This window comes from Pseudomonas sp. PD9R, assembly GCF_019200975.1.
Lineage (GTDB): Bacteria > Pseudomonadota > Gammaproteobacteria > Pseudomonadales > Pseudomonadaceae > Aquipseudomonas.
The window spans coordinates 66,647-82,422 of record NZ_JAHTMR010000017.1 but is presented as its reverse complement, the minus strand read 5'-3'; the positions used below and the strand labels follow the sequence as shown (position 1 = coordinate 82,422).

General features: G+C 56.0%; 14 protein-coding genes and 5 tRNA genes. 3 read left to right on the top strand and 16 right to left on the bottom strand.

The window, feature by feature from the left end:
- The first annotated feature begins 2 nt into the window (after nucleotides 1-2).
- Nucleotides 3-1,043, top strand: a complete 1,041-nt coding sequence (locus KUF73_RS26085; protein ID WP_218440860.1) for an AraC family transcriptional regulator — start codon at nucleotides 3-5, stop codon at nucleotides 1,041-1,043.
- Between the two features lie 43 nt (nucleotides 1,044-1,086).
- Here KUF73_RS26085 and KUF73_RS26080 read toward each other — a convergent pair whose 3' ends face one another.
- The 13 genes from KUF73_RS26080 to KUF73_RS26020 form a co-directional block, all read right to left on the bottom strand.
- Nucleotides 1,087-1,233 (bottom strand): hypothetical protein, encoded by a 147-nt coding sequence (locus tag KUF73_RS26080; RefSeq protein WP_218440859.1) that lies wholly within the window; start codon nucleotides 1,231-1,233, stop codon nucleotides 1,087-1,089.
- Nucleotides 1,234-1,429: 196 nt separating this feature from the next.
- On the bottom strand, nucleotides 1,430-2,260 hold the full coding sequence (locus KUF73_RS26075) for a DUF2242 domain-containing protein (protein WP_218440858.1): 831 nt from the start codon (nucleotides 2,258-2,260) through the stop codon (nucleotides 1,430-1,432).
- A gap of 289 nt (nucleotides 2,261-2,549) precedes the next feature.
- A complete protein-coding gene (locus tag KUF73_RS26070; RefSeq protein WP_218440857.1) occupies nucleotides 2,550-4,421 on the bottom strand; it encodes a SurA N-terminal domain-containing protein in 1,872 nt (623 codons plus the stop codon).
- A 102-nt stretch (nucleotides 4,422-4,523) separates the two neighbouring features.
- Nucleotides 4,524-4,601, bottom strand: a tRNA-Leu gene (locus KUF73_RS26065).
- 53 nt (nucleotides 4,602-4,654) lie between these two features.
- On the bottom strand, nucleotides 4,655-4,927 hold the full coding sequence (locus KUF73_RS26060) for an HU family DNA-binding protein (RefSeq protein WP_002552737.1): 273 nt from the start codon (nucleotides 4,925-4,927) through the stop codon (nucleotides 4,655-4,657).
- 149 nt (nucleotides 4,928-5,076) lie between these two features.
- Nucleotides 5,077-7,473 (bottom strand): endopeptidase La, encoded by a 2,397-nt coding sequence (gene lon, locus KUF73_RS26055; RefSeq protein ID WP_218440856.1) that lies wholly within the window; start codon nucleotides 7,471-7,473, stop codon nucleotides 5,077-5,079.
- Nucleotides 7,474-7,724: 251 nt separating this feature from the next.
- Nucleotides 7,725-9,008 carry an ATP-dependent Clp protease ATP-binding subunit ClpX gene (gene clpX, locus KUF73_RS26050; protein ID WP_007946893.1) on the bottom strand — a complete coding sequence of 428 codons (1,284 nt, stop codon included), beginning with the start codon at nucleotides 9,006-9,008 and terminating at the stop codon, nucleotides 7,725-7,727.
- 115 nt (nucleotides 9,009-9,123) lie between these two features.
- Nucleotides 9,124-9,759: an ATP-dependent Clp endopeptidase proteolytic subunit ClpP gene (gene clpP, locus KUF73_RS26045; RefSeq protein ID WP_007970761.1), complete on the bottom strand. Its 636-nt coding sequence runs from the start codon at nucleotides 9,757-9,759 to the stop codon at nucleotides 9,124-9,126.
- A 93-nt stretch (nucleotides 9,760-9,852) separates the two neighbouring features.
- A complete protein-coding gene (gene tig / locus KUF73_RS26040) occupies nucleotides 9,853-11,163 on the bottom strand; it encodes a trigger factor (protein WP_218440855.1) in 1,311 nt (436 codons plus the stop codon).
- Nucleotides 11,164-11,566: 403 nt separating this feature from the next.
- A tRNA-His gene (locus tag KUF73_RS26035) sits at nucleotides 11,567-11,642 on the bottom strand.
- Nucleotides 11,643-11,720: 78 nt separating this feature from the next.
- A tRNA-Leu gene (locus KUF73_RS26030) sits at nucleotides 11,721-11,805 on the bottom strand.
- A gap of 57 nt (nucleotides 11,806-11,862) precedes the next feature.
- Nucleotides 11,863-11,938: transfer RNA gene (locus KUF73_RS26025), tRNA-His, on the bottom strand.
- A 32-nt stretch (nucleotides 11,939-11,970) separates the two neighbouring features.
- A tRNA-Arg gene (locus tag KUF73_RS26020) sits at nucleotides 11,971-12,047 on the bottom strand.
- 275 nt (nucleotides 12,048-12,322) lie between these two features.
- Between KUF73_RS26020 and folD the strand changes: the two genes are divergently transcribed.
- Nucleotides 12,323-13,177: a bifunctional methylenetetrahydrofolate dehydrogenase/methenyltetrahydrofolate cyclohydrolase FolD gene (gene folD / locus KUF73_RS26015; protein ID WP_218440854.1), complete on the top strand. Its 855-nt coding sequence runs from the start codon at nucleotides 12,323-12,325 to the stop codon at nucleotides 13,175-13,177.
- A 238-nt stretch (nucleotides 13,178-13,415) separates the two neighbouring features.
- Nucleotides 13,416-14,354 carry a D-alanyl-D-alanine endopeptidase gene (pbpG, locus tag KUF73_RS26010; protein WP_218440853.1) on the top strand — a complete coding sequence of 313 codons (939 nt, stop codon included), beginning with the start codon at nucleotides 13,416-13,418 and terminating at the stop codon, nucleotides 14,352-14,354.
- Nucleotides 14,355-14,408: 54 nt separating this feature from the next.
- On the opposite strand, the gene KUF73_RS26005 is transcribed toward pbpG, so the two are convergent.
- The 3 genes from KUF73_RS26005 to KUF73_RS25995 form a co-directional block, all read right to left on the bottom strand.
- The gene (locus KUF73_RS26005; protein WP_218440852.1) at nucleotides 14,409-14,624 is read right to left on the bottom strand and encodes a hypothetical protein; all 216 of its coding nucleotides are present in this window, start codon (nucleotides 14,622-14,624) and stop codon (nucleotides 14,409-14,411) included.
- 17 nt (nucleotides 14,625-14,641) lie between these two features.
- Nucleotides 14,642-14,848, bottom strand: a complete 207-nt coding sequence (locus KUF73_RS26000) for a DUF6021 family protein (RefSeq protein WP_150705451.1) — start codon at nucleotides 14,846-14,848, stop codon at nucleotides 14,642-14,644.
- Nucleotides 14,849-14,942: 94 nt separating this feature from the next.
- Nucleotides 14,943-15,671, bottom strand: coding sequence for a peptidase C39 family protein (locus KUF73_RS25995; protein ID WP_218440851.1), 729 nt, complete (start codon nucleotides 15,669-15,671; stop codon nucleotides 14,943-14,945).
- Nucleotides 15,672-15,776 lie beyond the last annotated feature (105 nt).

The following is a 15,776-nucleotide window of genomic DNA, read 5'->3' as shown; positions in this document are numbered from 1 at the left end:
CCATGAAAGCGCTGCCGATGCGTCTTGGCGACCTGTCCGTAGGCTTTGTTCACAGCCTCGCCGACGCCGTGCGCAGCTACGGTGCAGACCCACAGCCCTTGCTGGAACAATACGGCCTCGATGCCGCACGTCTTGGCGAAGCAGGTGCCCGACTTTCAATCCCGCGCTACATGCGCCTGGGCCACGCTGCCATTCAACTCACCGACAACCCTGCACTTGGCTTGCGCATGGGTCTGCTCAGTCGCCTGAGCCAGGCCGGCCTCGCTGGTGTCACTGCCGCCCAGGCACCGACCGTGCGCGAAGCGGCACGTTGCCTGATTCGTTTCGAAGCCTTGTATGGTTCCAACTACCGGGGTCAATCGAGCTTTCACGAAGACGCTCAAGGTGCCTGGTTGCGGTTCTACTCCATCAGCCCTTACAACAGCTATAACCGCTTTGTGGTCGACTCGATCATTGCGGGCTGGTTGCAGCAATTATCCAGCGTGAGCCCTGCCCCGCTTCGCGCCGAGCGCATCGAGATCGAGTTCGAGGCCCCCGACTATCGCGCAGCGTATGAAACACTGGGTGACTGCCCGATCCAGTTTGGTTGCGAACACAATCAACTGCGCCTGAGCCTTGCCAGTCTCGCCCAGCGCAACCCCGAGCATTGCCCGAGCACCTGGCGACATCTGCTGCAATTATGTGAGCGGGAACTGGAGCTAATGACACGCACCCGCAGCCTGCGTGAACGCATCACTCAGTTACTGGGGCCGTTGCTCAATGGTGGCCGGGAACCCGGCCTGGAAGAAGTGGCGGCACGCCTGAAGCTGCCCACCTGGACCTTGCGCCGCAAACTGGCCGAAGAAGGCACGCAATTTCGCGCGATTCTCAACGATACCCGTCGTGACTTGGCCATGACCTACATTCGCGATACCGAACTGGCGTTCGGAGAGATCGCCTACCTGCTGGGTTTTGCTTCAGCCGAGGCCTTTCAACGCGCCTTCAAACGCTGGAACGGTCAGACACCCGGCGAGTTTCGCCGCAGTCACAGACAAACAGCTTGAAGTTGCAAGCTATCAGCTACAAGTTTGAGGCTGTGGGCGTTGATTACAGCTCGGTAGCATCTTCAGCCGGTTCCAGTGGGTCCAGTTCGAAGGCCTGATATTCGAGCAGTTCTTCTTGATAATCGTCCATTTTGAATCCCCCACATCTTATTGAAAAAACGCCTGAATAAATGACCAGCCAGTCGAGCATAAAGTCCGCGTGTGAAAGAAAAATGACGCGGACACGACACTTCGTCGCTACTCAATAAAACGTAGCAGGTGGTCAGGAATTTATCAGCGGTTTTTTTCGAGTGGGCCGCAGAACAGCGGCCTGGTTTGACGCAGGTCAATCTTTGCGGCGTTACGGTACCGTCTGGATCTATCCGGTCCCGTAAAGCCGCAGTCGATCATTGGCCAGTGATCGGCATCGCCGGGATCGGCTCTGACGGTGGTGGCATGTCGCTTGGATGGGTGGGCGGTGTGATGGTTTCTGTGGTCGCCGCAGGCTCTTCGCTCTTGGACGCACTGATCGGCGCGGCCTCAGGCGGTGGCGCAACCGGCTCGGAGGCCACAGGAGCGGCTTCGGCAGGTGCCGGGGCAGGCTCTGCGGCAGGTGCCGGCGTCGCTGCTAACGGAGCCGGTGCAGCCTTGGTTTCAGGCACGCCCAGATCGGTTTTCGGTTTTTCGGTGATGTGCGCGGCTTTTTTCGCTTCCGGCGGCAGGAACAACTCGACGAGGGTGAAGAATCGTTCATAGAACTTTGCTGACGATACGGTTTCGCTGGCAACTTTGACCATCGAGTCGTCAGACGAACCAATCGGCATCGACACCGAGCCCAACACACCAACGCCCAGGCTGGCGGAGTTGTTGGTCTTCTTCAAGGCGTAGCGGTCCTGCAGGGCATTGGCAAACATGGTCGCGTGGTGGCCCTCGGTACCGTCATCGGCACAAACCACACTGAAGCTGATCTCCATGTGTGTATCGCCGGTCTGCTGGAAGCTCTTGTGACCACTGACCAATTTCGGATCGCCGCTGGTGATGATGTAGCCCTGGCTGAGCAGAGCCCGACGGGCGGCTTCACAGGATTGCGAATCGCTCACCGGATAGTTGCGGGAAAAGGTTCCGGAATCGTCGAAGTTCTCATGCTCATAGATGGCGGACTTCTTCGACGAGCACCCGGCCGCGGCGGCCAGCACCAGCGCCAGCCCGGCAACACGCATGGGAAATGATTTAAACATTGAACATCCTGAGGAAATCGGTTCGGGGCGTATTGTGCAACAGATCGATGCTTAGCGGCGCATCGATTGTGTCTTAAAACAGTTACAGGTGTGTTGACCCCGATATTAGGGAAAAGTCTCGCGGCATTTGCGAAGATCAAAAGATCGCAGCCTTCGGCAGCGCCTACATGAAATCGAGTAAACCTGTAGGAGCTGCCGAAGGCTGCGATCTTTTGATTTTCTCGATTCTACAATAAAAAACCCCGGCCAATGGGCCGGGGCTTTGTGTAGCGCAAACCTCAGTCAGACATCAGTAACGCTTGATGTCAGCCTGGCTTTCCAGCTGTTTGCGGTAAGCCGCAAAGTCTTGCTGGCCAACGCGCGAAGCGAGGAAGCGACGGTATTGAGCCTTCTCTTCTTCAGTCGGCGTTGCGGCTTCGTTAACAGCGTTCAGACGCACGATCATCAGGCTGCCATCAGGCAGGGTCACGTTGCTGAAGGTCGGTTTGTCCTTGGCGGCAGGCTTTGGCATACGGAACAGCGCTTGCAACACGGTTGGGTCAACCCCTTCCTGAGTGCGAGTCGCGGCTTGCATGACTTTCCAGTTCTGACCGTCAATCGCCTTGTCCAGTGGAGTCTTGCCATCGCGCAGACTGGCGATCAGCTCTTCAGCCTTGGTCTTGGCGGCAGCACTGGCGTGCTCCTTGGCCAATTGCACGCGTATGGCGGCACCCACGGTTTCCAGCGGCAGTTGCGCAGGCTTCAGGTGTTCCTTGGCGCGCAACACAACCACGGTCTCCGGATCCAGCTCGATGGCGGCGCTGTTGGCACCTTCATCCAGTACCTCCGGACTGAACGCGGCGGTCACCACGGCACGGTTGGCAGCAACACCCTCACCACCTTCACGGCCGAACGGCTTGGAGGTGTGAACGGTCAGTTTCAGGTCCTGAGCAGGCTGAGCCAGATCGGATGCTTCGAAAGTAGAGTCTTCCAATTGCTTGGTCGCCTCGACGAAACGTTGCTCGACCTGCTGCGCTTTCAGTTCGCGGGTCAGCTTGTCTTTCAGGCTGGCGAATGTCGGTACTTCAGGTGCTTCCACACCCAACAGCTTGATCAGGTGGAAACCGAAGTCGGTGCGAACCGGTGCGGAAACCTGATCCTTGGCCAGCGAGTACAGCGCTTTCTCGAACGCTGGATCGTAGACACCCGGCCCTGCGTAACCGAGATCACCACCGTTGTTGGCCGACCCCGGATCCTGAGAGAACTCCTTGGCCAGCGCCTCGAATTTCTCGCCTTTAGCCAGGCGGGCCTGGATCTCGTCGATCTTGGCCTTGGCTTGCGCTTCGGTGGTCTTGTCGTTTACTTCAATCAGAATGTGCGCAGCCCGGCGTTGCTCGGACAGGTTCGCGGTTTCTTTCTGATAGGCCGCTTGCAGGTCTTCGTCCTTGACGCTGACCTGATCAAAGAAGGAAGACTTCTTCAACTCCAGGTAATCGACGACCACCTGATCAGGCGTCATGAATTCCTTGGCGTGTTCGTCGTAGTAGGCTTTGACCTCATCGTCGGTCAGCTTCACAGCCGCCGGGTCAGCCTTGATGCTCAGGGAAGCGAAATCGCGGGTCTGCTTTTCCAGACGGGCGAAGGCCAGAACCTGTGCGTCAGTGACGAAACCACTCCCCGCCAGACCGGCGCGCAGCTGCCCGATCAGCATTTCCTGAGCCAGCATCTGGCGGAACTGCATACGGCTGTAGCCGAGTTGTCGAATGACCTGATCGAAACGATCAGAGCTGAACTTGCCATCCACCTGGAATTCCGGTGTTTGCAGGATGACCTGGTCCAGAGCCGCTTCGGAGAAAGCGAACTTCGAGTTCGCCGCGCCTTGCAGCAGCAATTTGCGGTCGATCAAGCCTTTGAGGGCCGATTCGCGCAGCATCTTCTCGTCGAGCAAGGAAGCATCGAAATCCTTGCCCAGCTGTTGCATGAGTTGACGGCGTTGCATATCGACCGCCTGGCTCAGCTCGTTCTGGCTGATTTCTTCGCCGTTGACCTTCGCCGCGTCATTGGTGTGCGTCGTGGCCTTGAAAATGGCATCGAAACCGGTCAAAGCCATCAGTGCAACGATGACCCCGATAATGGTCTTGGCAATCCAGCCTTGTGAATTGTCCCTGATATTCTGCAGCATGCGTCCCCCATAAACGGTTGAACTTCAAAATTAGGCAACCGTGGAGCGTGGGTAGAATCCGGATAGAAGAAAGGCGCATCCGAGGATGCGCCTTCTCGTAACTGGCGGAGCGGACCGATGACTCGAACTTGCGAGCCTCGGTGTCTCGGACCGGCGACCTGCCGACTGGACTACCGCTCCGCTGCCAGGTCAGGCATGACCCCGACCCGGATAGGCAAAAACCTGAATCGAACTTAGTTGACAGCTTCTTTCAGTGCTTTACCGGCTTTGAAACCTGGTTTTTTGGCTGCTGCGATTTCCAGCGTCTTACCGGTCTGTGGGTTACGACCAATGCGAGCTGGACGATCGGTGACGGAGAAAGTACCGAAACCAACCAGAACAACAGAGTCGCCAGCCTTGAGAGCGCCAGTGACGGATTCGATTACAGCGTCCAGCGCACGGCCAGCAGCAGCTTTCGGGATATCAGCGGATGCAGCGATAGCATCAATCAGTTCCGACTTGTTCACTCTAAGTCCCCTTATATCTATTTGAGTATGATTCTAAGTTTTTTTTGGTGAAAGCAAAAACAGTGCTGAATGGCCTACAGACACTTAAGAGCCGCTTTATAACAAGGGCTCTAAAAAGCTGTCAAGGAAGCCCCCCAGGCAAATACGTATTAATGCGTGCTAATTCTTTCCTTAGAATCGGACTCGCGTTTTTCATCCTTCGCGACTATCTCCGGAGCCACATCCGGCAAGGGCTCCGGCGCGTATTGCAGCGCAATTTGCAGGACCTCGTCAATCCATTTAACCGGTTTAATCTGCAGATCTTGCTTGATATTGTCAGGAATTTCTTTCAAATCGCGCACATTCTCTTCAGGAATGATCACAGTCTTGATCCCGCCACGGTGAGCCGCCAGTAGTTTTTCTTTCAAACCACCGATCGCCAGCACCTGACCACGCAGGGTGATTTCACCGGTCATGGCCACGTCTGCACGCACAGGAATGCCCGTCAACGCCGAGACCAGAGCCGTGCACATGCCCACACCGGCGCTAGGGCCGTCCTTCGGAGTCGCCCCTTCCGGCATGTGGATGTGCGTGTCACGCTTCTCGTGGAAGTCCAGGGGAATCCCCAGGCTCTTCGCACGGCTGCGGACTACCGTAAGGGCTGCGGTGATCGACTCGACCATCACGTCACCCAACGACCCCGTCTTGATCAACTGGCCTTTACCCGGTACGACTGCAGCTTCGATGGTCAGCAATTCGCCGCCCACTTGCGTCCACGCCAGCCCGGTAACCTGACCGATCTGGTCCTGCTGTTCAGCCAGGCCATAACGGAATTTACGCACGCCCAGGAAGTGCTCCAGCATGTCCGCGGTGACCTTCACCGAGAAGCGTTTTTCCAGTGCATGTTCCTTGACTGCCTTGCGGCAAACCTTGGCGATCTGGCGCTCCAAGCCCCGTACACCGGCTTCGCGGGTGTAGTAACGGATAATGTCGCGAATCGCCTCGGCGTCGAATTCCAGCTCGCCTTTTTTCAGACCGTTAGCCGTGATTTGCTTGGGCGAGAGGTATTTGACGGCGATGTTGATCTTCTCGTCTTCGGTGTAGCCCGGCAGACGAATCACTTCCATCCGGTCCAGCAGCGCCGGTGGAATATTCATGGAGTTCGAGGTGCACAGGAACATCACGTCAGACAGGTCGTAGTCGACTTCCAGATAGTGATCGTTGAAGTTGTGGTTCTGCTCCGGATCGAGCACCTCCAGCAACGCCGACGCCGGATCGCCACGCATGTCGCTGCCCATTTTGTCGATTTCATCGAGCAGGAACAGCGGGTTGCGGACGCCCACCTTTGTCATCTTTTGAATCAATCTTCCTGGCATCGAACCGATATAAGTACGTCGATGACCACGAATTTCCGCCTCATCGCGTACACCGCCGAGGGCCATGCGCACGAATTTACGGTTGGTCGCGTGAGCGATAGACTCCGCCAAAGAGGTTTTTCCCACCCCCGGAGGACCCACCAGGCACAACACTGGACCCCGAATCTTTTTCACGCGTTTTTGCACGGCGAGGTATTCGAGAATCCGCTCTTTGACTTCTTCCAGACCATAATGGTCGGCGTCGAGAATGTCTTCGGCACGTGCCAGGTCCAGGCGGACCTTGCTCTGAGCCTTCCACGGCACCTGAACCAGCCAGTCGATGTACGAGCGCACCACGGTCGCTTCCGCGGACATTGGCGACATTTGCTTGAGCTTGTTCAGCTCGGCCTGAGCCTTGGCGAGCGCGTCTTTTGGCAGGCCAGCAGCATCGATACGCTTTTTCAGCTCTTCGATTTCGTTGTGGCCTTCGTCGCTGTCACCGAGTTCTTTCTGAATGGCTTTCATCTGCTCATTCAAGTAGTACTCGCGCTGACTGCGCTCCATTTGCTTTTTGACACGACCGCGAATGCGTTTTTCGACTTGCAGCAGATCAATTTCAGCATCCAGCAACGCCAGAACGTGCTCGACCCGGGCCGACAAATCGATGATCTCGAGGATTTCCTGCTTCTGCTCGATCTTCAGCGCCATGTGCGCGGCCATGGTATCGACCAGGCGGCCTGGCTCGTCGATGCTGTTGAGCGACGACAGGACTTCAGCGGGGACCTTCTTGCCCAACTGCACATATTGTTCAAACTGGGACAGCAGGCTGCGGACAAATACTTCCGACTCGCGCTCAGGCGCGTCAACTTCGTCGATCAGAGAGACTTCGGCACGGCAATGGCCGTCCACTTCGCTGAAGCGCTCAACGGCGCCACGCTGCTCACCTTCGACCAAAACCTTGACCGTGCCATCAGGCAGCTTCAGCAGCTGCAAAACGGTAGCAATCGTACCCACGCGATAAAGCGCATCTTCACCGGGATCGTCGTCAGCAGGGTTTCTCTGAGCCAGCAGAAGGATCTGCTTGTCGCCCGTCATCGCTGCTTCGAGAGCTTCGATGGATTTCTCGCGCCCCACGAACAGCGGGATAACCATGTGCGGATAAACCACGACATCACGCAATGGCAGGAGAGGCAATTCGATGGTTGTCTTCATGATTTCGCCTCTACGGCGGCCATAAGGCCGTAAACAGATGGAAGTAAGCTTGAAACCAAGATGGGGGCTGGTTTGGAAAAAAACAAGCGGATAAAAGATCCACTTAAAAGATTGCTGCCTAAGGCAGGGATTGCATAGGTCCGGATACATCCAAAAAACAGGTTGCCTGTCAGGCTGCCTTCGCTGGCAAGCCAGCTCCCACAATAGCAAAGGGGCCCGAAGGCCCCTTCTTTGTACCGGCTACGTGACGCTTAAGCGTCTGGCGCGGCCTTGGCAGCAGGCTCACTGTTTTCGTAGATATACAGTGGCTTGGACTTGCCTTCTATAACGCTTTCATCGATCACTACTTTGCTCACCTCGGATTGCGAGGGGATTTCATACATAGTGTCGAGCAATACACCTTCGAGAATCGAACGCAGACCACGAGCACCGGTCTTGCGTTCCAGCGCGCGTTTTGCAACGGATTTCAGAGCGTCGGCTCGGAATTCCAGATCCACACCTTCCATCTCGAACAACTTTGCGTACTGCTTGGTCAGGGCATTTTTCGGCTCGGTGAGGATCTGCATCAACGCAGCTTCATCAAGCTCGTCCAACGTGGCGAGGACCGGCAGACGACCGACGAATTCAGGGATCAGACCGAACTTGACCAGATCGTCAGGCTCGACTTCACGCAGGGATTCACCGACTTTCTTGCCTTCTTCCTTGCTGCGAACTTCCGCGTTGAAACCGATGCCGCCCTTGGTGGAACGGTTTTGAATAACCTTTTCCAGACCGGAGAACGCACCACCGCAGATGAACAAAATGTTGCGAGTATCGACCTGAAGGAATTCCTGCTGCGGATGCTTGCGACCACCTTGAGGCGGAACGGAAGCGACCGTGCCTTCGATCAACTTGAGCAGGGCCTGCTGCACGCCTTCACCGGAAACGTCCCGGGTGATGGACGGGTTGTCAGACTTGCGCGAAATCTTGTCGATTTCATCGATGTAGACAATGCCCATCTGGGCCTTTTCTACGTCGTAATCGCACTTCTGCAGCAGCTTCTGAATGATGTTCTCGACATCTTCACCCACATAACCTGCCTCGGTGAGGGTGGTTGCGTCGGCGATGGTGAACGGAACGTTCAGCAAGCGGGCCAGTGTTTCGGCAAGCAGGGTTTTACCCGAGCCTGTCGGGCCGATCAGCAAGATGTTGCTCTTGCCGAGTTCGACGTCGTCATTCTTTTTGTCACGCTGGTTCAAGCGCTTGTAGTGGTTGTACACCGCTACGGCCAAAACCTTTTTTGCACGCTCTTGACCAATCACGTACTGATCAAGGATGCCGCTGATTTCTTTAGGCGAAGGCAATTTATGCGCGCTGCTTTCGGCCTGGGCTTCCTGCACCTCCTCACGGATGATGTCATTGCACAGGTCGACGCACTCGTCGCAGATAAAGACCGAGGGGCCGGCAATCAATTTCCGCACTTCATGCTGGCTTTTGCCACAGAAGGAGCAATAGAGCAGCTTGCCGTTGTCCTCGCCGTTGCGGGTGTCAGTCATTCGTTCGATCCAAATCCGATAGGCTTGCAACACAAGATGAAGGCTATTGCGGGCTTTTTCAAGCCCGCACGTGATCGGACCCGCCGACCAACCCTATTTTGAGCTGCTTATTTTTTTAAGCGGGGCGCTGGCTGATCACTTCATCGATCAAGCCGTATTCACGCGCTGCTTCTGCACTCATGAAATTATCGCGGTTGGTGTCGCGCTCGATTTCTTCAAGAGTGCGACCGCTATGCTTGGCCATCAGCGTGTTGAGACGCTCACGAATGAAGAGGATTTCCTTGGCATGGATTTCGATATCCGAAGCCTGGCCCTGGAAACCGCCCAGTGGCTGGTGAATCATCACACGCGAGTTCGGCAGGCAGTAACGCTTGCCTTGGGCACCCGCCGTCAGCAAAAACGCGCCCATGCTGCACGCCTGACCGATACAGGTGGTCGACACGTTTGGTTTGATGAACTGCATGGTGTCGTAAATCGACATGCCTGCTGTCACCGAACCACCCGGGGAGTTGATATAGAGATGGATGTCCTTGTCCGGGTTTTCCGCTTCAAGGAACAGCAGTTGCGCACAGATCAGGTTAGCCATGTAGTCCTCTACCGGGCCAACCAGAAAGATCACTCGCTCCTTGAGGAGGCGCGAGTAAATGTCATAGGCGCGCTCGCCACGAGCGGACTGCTCGACAACCATCGGGACCAGGCCGCCTGCGGCCTGGATATCTGAGTTCTGCTGAATATACGAATTACGGAACATGCTCTGCAGTCACTCCCAAATAGTTATGTCTTGAATACGCATAAGCCAGCACGAAGGCTGGCTTATGGTGTGTACTTCTTACCGCAAAAACAATCAGTCGGCTTGTGGAGCTTCTACCGGCTTGACTGCTTCTTCGTAAGAGACCGACTTGTCGGTCACGCTAGCTTTCTGCAGAACAGTATCCACAACTTGCTCTTCCAGCACAACCGAACGAACTTCGTTCAGTTGTTGGTCATTTTTGTAGTACCAGGACACAACTTGCTCAGGTTCCTGGTAAGCCGAAGCCATTTCCTGAATCATTTCGCGAACGCGAGCTTCGTCAGGCTTGAGGTCGAACTGCTTGACCACTTCAGCCACGATCAGGCCCAGCACGACCCGGCGCTTGGCTTGCTCTTCGAACAGCTCGGCAGGCAGTTGATCAGGCTTGATGTTGCCACCGAACTGCTGAACAGCCTGCACGCGCAGACGATCAACTTCGTTGGACAGCAGCGCCTTAGGCACTTCGATCGGGTTGGTGGCCAGCAGACCGTCCATTACCTGATTCTTGACCTTGGATTTGATCGCCTGACGCAGTTCGCGCTCCATGTTCTTGCGAACTTCGGTGCGGAAACCTTCCAGACCCGTTTCCTTGATGCCGAATTGAGCGAAGAATTCTTCGGTCAGCTCTGGCAGTTTTGGCTCGGAAACAGTGTTTACGGTAACGGTGAACTCAGCGGTTTTACCAGCCAGGTCCAGGTTCTGATAGTCCTCTGGGAAGGTCAGGTTCAGAACGCGCTCTTCGCCAGCTTTAGCGCCGACCAGACCGTCTTCGAAGCCAGGGATCATGCGGCCGGAACCCAAAACCAGCTGAGTACCTTTGGCGGAACCACCAGCGAACTCTTCACCGTCGACCTTGCCAACGAAATCGATCTTCAACTGGTCTTCGTTTTGAGCAGCGCGATCGGCCACTTCGAAACGGGTGTTCTGCTTGCGCAGGATGTCCAGCATCTTGTCCAGATCGGCATCAGACACGTCAGCGCTCAGGCGCTCTACGTTGATACCTTCGAAACCGGCAACAGTGAACTCAGGGAACACTTCGAATACAGCGACGTATTCCAGATCTTTGCCCGCTTCCAGCGACTTAGGCTCGATCGAAGGCGAACCAGCCGGGTTCAGCTTCTGCTCAACCACTGCTTCGTAGAAGGAAGACTGGATCACGTCGCCTACAGCTTCCTGGCGAGCTTCAGCACCGAAACGGCGCTTGATTTCGCTCATTGGCACTTTGCCTGGACGGAAGCCAGCAATCTTGGCCTTTTGGGCAGTCTGCTGCAGACGCTTGTTGACCTGAGTCTCGATGCGCTCAGCCGGCACGGTGATGCTCATGCGGCGCTCAAGAGCAGAAGTATTTTCAACAGAAACTTGCATGGATATTCCTCGTTGCACAGACGTTAGCCGGCCGTTTCCGACCCCAGAATCAAGGGCATGCATTCTAGTGGGTCAAACTCAAGAAGTCACCCTACTGAAAACGGGTAAAAACGCAGCAGGCAATTTATAGGTGCGAATGCACGAATGCACCTCGCCCCGGTGGCAAATACAGCCAATCACGCCAGGGCTCTGCGCCAACCCTTCCTTATATAGAAGAGGTTGCCAATCATCTCCCTGACAGCCGATCTTGCGAGCAAGGCCGGCGGGCAGCGCGGCATCATCGAGAAACATAAATACGACGAAACGCCCCGCCCTTGCGACCCAGAACCTGCAGCCGCCGAGTACTCGAACCGCTGAAAACAAAAAAGGCGCCAGACTGTTAAATCTGGCGCCTTTCGAAATATGGGGTGGACGATGGGGATCGAACCCACGACAACGGGAGTCACAATCCCGTGCTCTACCAACTGAGCTACGCCCACCATATTGCGTGACAAAGAAGCCAATTCACTTCGTTGCCAAACCTCAACCAAGCCAATCGACTTGAGTGAAGCTGTATTTGGTGCGGATGAAGAGACTCGAACTCTTACGCCTCGCGGCGCTGGAACCTAAATCCAGTGTGTCTACCAATTCCACCACATCCGCGGGTTGAAGCTGTTAAAGCAAAGGCGCCAGACTGTTAATCTGGCGCCTTTCGAAATATGGGGTGGACGATGGGGATCGAACCCACGACAACGGGAGTCACAATCCCGTGCTCTACCAACTGAGCTACGCCCACCATATCGCGTTACTTGTGCCAAAGCTGCCTAATGGCGCACCCGGCAGGACTCGAACCTGCGACCATCCGCTTAGAAGGCGGATGCTCTATCCAGCTGAGCTACGGGCGCCTTATTAATCTGTACTCTTGGAGGACTACAAACTAAGTGCTTTTCAGTCTCGCAGAACTGTAATTCCGCTTGACCTTCTTAACCAGTGCTAGGCTGTGCCCGACAAGTGCGACGAATAGTATAGAGGCCCCTGAAGGTCGTCAAATCCTTTTTGAAAAAAATTCATTTAATTAAAGGGGTTAGGGGAATTTGCAGACCAAGCGCCTTTGCCCTCACCTCATGACATGCGAGAATGCGTTCTCTTTTTTTCCCCTCTCGATGGTTAATCACGCGCAATGACTGCACAACTAATCGACGGCAAATCGATCGCCGCCAGCCTGCGCCAGCAGATCGCCCAACGGGTCAACGAGCGTCGGCAGCAAGGCCTGCGCACGCCCGGCCTCGCGGTGATCCTGGTCGGCAGCGATCCTGCCTCTCAGGTTTATGTCTCGCACAAGCGTAAAGACTGTGAAGAGGTCGGCTTCCTTTCCCAAGCCTATGACCTGCCTTCGGAAACCACTCAAGAAGCGCTGGCCGACCTGATTGATCGACTTAATGACGATCCGGCGATTGACGGCGTTCTTCTTCAACTTCCGCTACCGGAACACCTGGACGCCTCCAAATTGCTGGAGCGCATCCGTCCGGACAAGGACGTCGACGGTTTCCACCCTTATAACGTCGGTCGCCTGGCGCAACGTATTCCACTGCTGCGTCCGTGCACGCCTAAAGGCATCATGACCCTGCTGGAAAGCACCGGTGCGGATCTGTACGGGATGGATGCTGTGGTTGTCGGCGCGTCCAACATTGTCGGTCGCCCGATGGCGATGGAATTGCTGCTGGCCGGTTGCACCGTGACTGTCACGCATCGTTTCACCAAGGACCTGGCCGGTCACGTCGGCCGTGCCGACCTGGTCGTGGTTGCCGCTGGCAAGCCAGGCCTGGTCAAAGGTGAGTGGATCAAGGAAGGCGCCATCGTGATCGACGTCGGCATCAACCGTCAGGAAGACGGCAAACTGGTTGGCGATGTGATTTACGAAACCGCCCTGCCCCGCGCCGGCTGGATCACACCAGTGCCTGGTGGCGTCGGGCCGATGACCCGAGCCTGCCTGCTGGAAAATACGCTCTACGCAGCCGAAACCCTGCACAGCTGAACCTCGTCACCGAGGCAGATAGAAACATAAAGAACCCCGCTTATGGCGGGGTTCTTTTTGCCTGCAGAAAAAGATCGACCATCCGCCGGAAAATGACTTTTTTTTCATGTTTCCAAGGACTTTCAAGACTTCCCTGAACAACCATCGACAGTTATTCAGCCATACTCCAGAATGTCGCGCTTTTTAGGAAATAGCCCGTTACAAAAACGGCTTATCAACACTTTATGAGTCTGCCAGCGTGAAAATCCGTCTTTCCATCCTGAGCCTATTTTTTGCCGTTACAGGGACTTTCATCACGCCTATCGCCAGCGCTGGCGACACCACCGCCGCGCCTCGAGATACGTCACACCTCAAGATCGCTTCCGGCAGCGCATTGGTGATGGATCTGCAGACCAACAAAATCATCTACGCCAGCAATCCCGACGTCGTTGTGCCCATCGCTTCCGTGAGCAAACTGATGACCGGCCTGGTGATCGTTGAGGCCCGGCAGAACCTGGACGAGTACATCAACATCAATATCGGCGACACGCCAGAAATGAAAGGCGTGTTCTCCCGGGTCAAGCTCAACAGCGAAATGCCCCGTCGGGAAATGCTGTTGATTGCGCTGATGTCTTCGGAAAACCGCGCCGCCGCCAGTCTGGCCCACCACTATCCGGGTGGCTATGCAGCCTTCATCGCAGCGATGAACGCCAAGGCCAAGGCGCTGGGCATGACCAACACCCATTTCGTCGAGCCAACCGGCCTCTCGCCGCGCAACGTATCCACGGCCCGTGACTTGAGCAAACTGTTGGTCGCCGCGCACAAATACCCGTTGCTGACAGAACTGAGCACTACCAAAGAAAAAACTGTGTCGTTCCGCAAACCCAACTACAGCCTGGGCTTCCGCAATACCGACCATTTGATTGGCAAGCCGAACTGGAACATCGAACTGACGAAAACCGGCTTCACCAACGAAGCAGGTCACTGCCTGGTGCTGGTGACCCACATGTCTAATCGCCCGGTTGCGCTGGTGATCCTCGACGCCTATGGCAAGTACACGCACTTTGCCGATGCCACTCGCATCCGCAACTGGGTCGAAACCGGCCACAGCGCTGACGTACCGTCGGTAGCCTTGCAATACAAGTCCGAAAAGAACCTCAAGCACCGTCAAAGCGGCGTGGTTGAAGCGTCGAAGTAAACACGCAACGACAGCAAGCAAAAGCCCCGAAAATTCGGGGCTTTTTTTCGTCTATCAATCGTTGGGAAGCGGCATCTGATCATCATCCGGAATACCGTCGCCCTTGCTCGGATCATTCCAGCCTTTGGGATGTTCAGTGGGCACCACCGTTGGCCGGGCCAGTGGATCTCTCATCGGGCTGTCCGAATCCATTACCGGATCCGTGCCCTGCTCCGGTGTAGTCGGGACATTCTCCGGACGTTGATCGTCGAAACTCGAATCGGTAGACATACGTACCTCCATGGGATCTAGGGTTTCAGATCACCGAGTGGATCGTAGGGCTTTGCCGGAGCCTTGGGATTGTCGCCCGGTTTCACATCTTTCGGCGCTTTAGCCGGTCCGATGGGATCGACCTGAGGGTCGGCGAGGTCCGGGGAATCGGGGTCGAACCCCAGTTCATCGCCGGACGAATGCTCAGACGAGTGCGGGCCGGCGGGGGTATTGGAATGTGCCATGGACGCCTCCTGATAATAGTAGCCCGATAAAAACCGGGCACTATTTATCAGAGGCTGGCAACGTGCGGTGGTGCCCTACGGGTGACGAACGGGCTTACTGTGCGCCCAAGGCTTTTTTCGCCTGCGCAGCGGCCTGTTCCTGACCGGCCTGTGCGAGATCGTTCGCAGCCTTGAGCCAGCGCTGCTGATCGACATTGGCCGGAACCTGCGTCGGTGCCTGAATCAACACCGCCCAGCCACCGGCGTCTTTGAAGGCCGACTCAAACGAACTGAAGCTCATCAACGTCCGATGGCTCATGCCCGCGCGCAACAGCACTGTCTGCTTCTGACGGTTATACCCGGTGAGAATGGCGTAGCGCGGTTCAGCCCACATCGCCGAGCCTTCAGTGAAGCGCACCATCACCGGGTAACCCGCCGCGACCTGGGTCAACAAGGCTGGCAGGTTGCTGTCGAGCGGATAAACCATCATTCCGTATTCACGGGCGAGGTTCTGCATGTTCTGTTGCAGCTGCGCTTCGGCACCCGGCAGATGCAACGGCTTGTCGAGCAAGCCCGGGGTAATCACGATGCCTTGCTGGGATAGCATGCTCGCCAAGACTTGCGGCCCACTTTGATTCGCCACGCCGCGATAGAAACGGCCACTGAGTTCGACACGCTCCGGCAGACGCTTGATCTCTGGCGCAACGCTGCCAGCGCAGCCAGCCAAACCGGCAACACAACCCACAATCAGTGCCGCCGAAAGAATTCGAGAAATTACCCGCACCATCATCACTCTCTTGTTCAGACGCCGGGCAATCCACTTCCCGGCTTGGTCGTGGATCATAGGACGGCGCGCGGCAGCGGTATAGCCTTATCCGGCAGTTGAATGCATTCGATAGAGCGAACTGGTTGGTCACGGTCGAGCTTCGGTCAATAGCCTGAAACACAG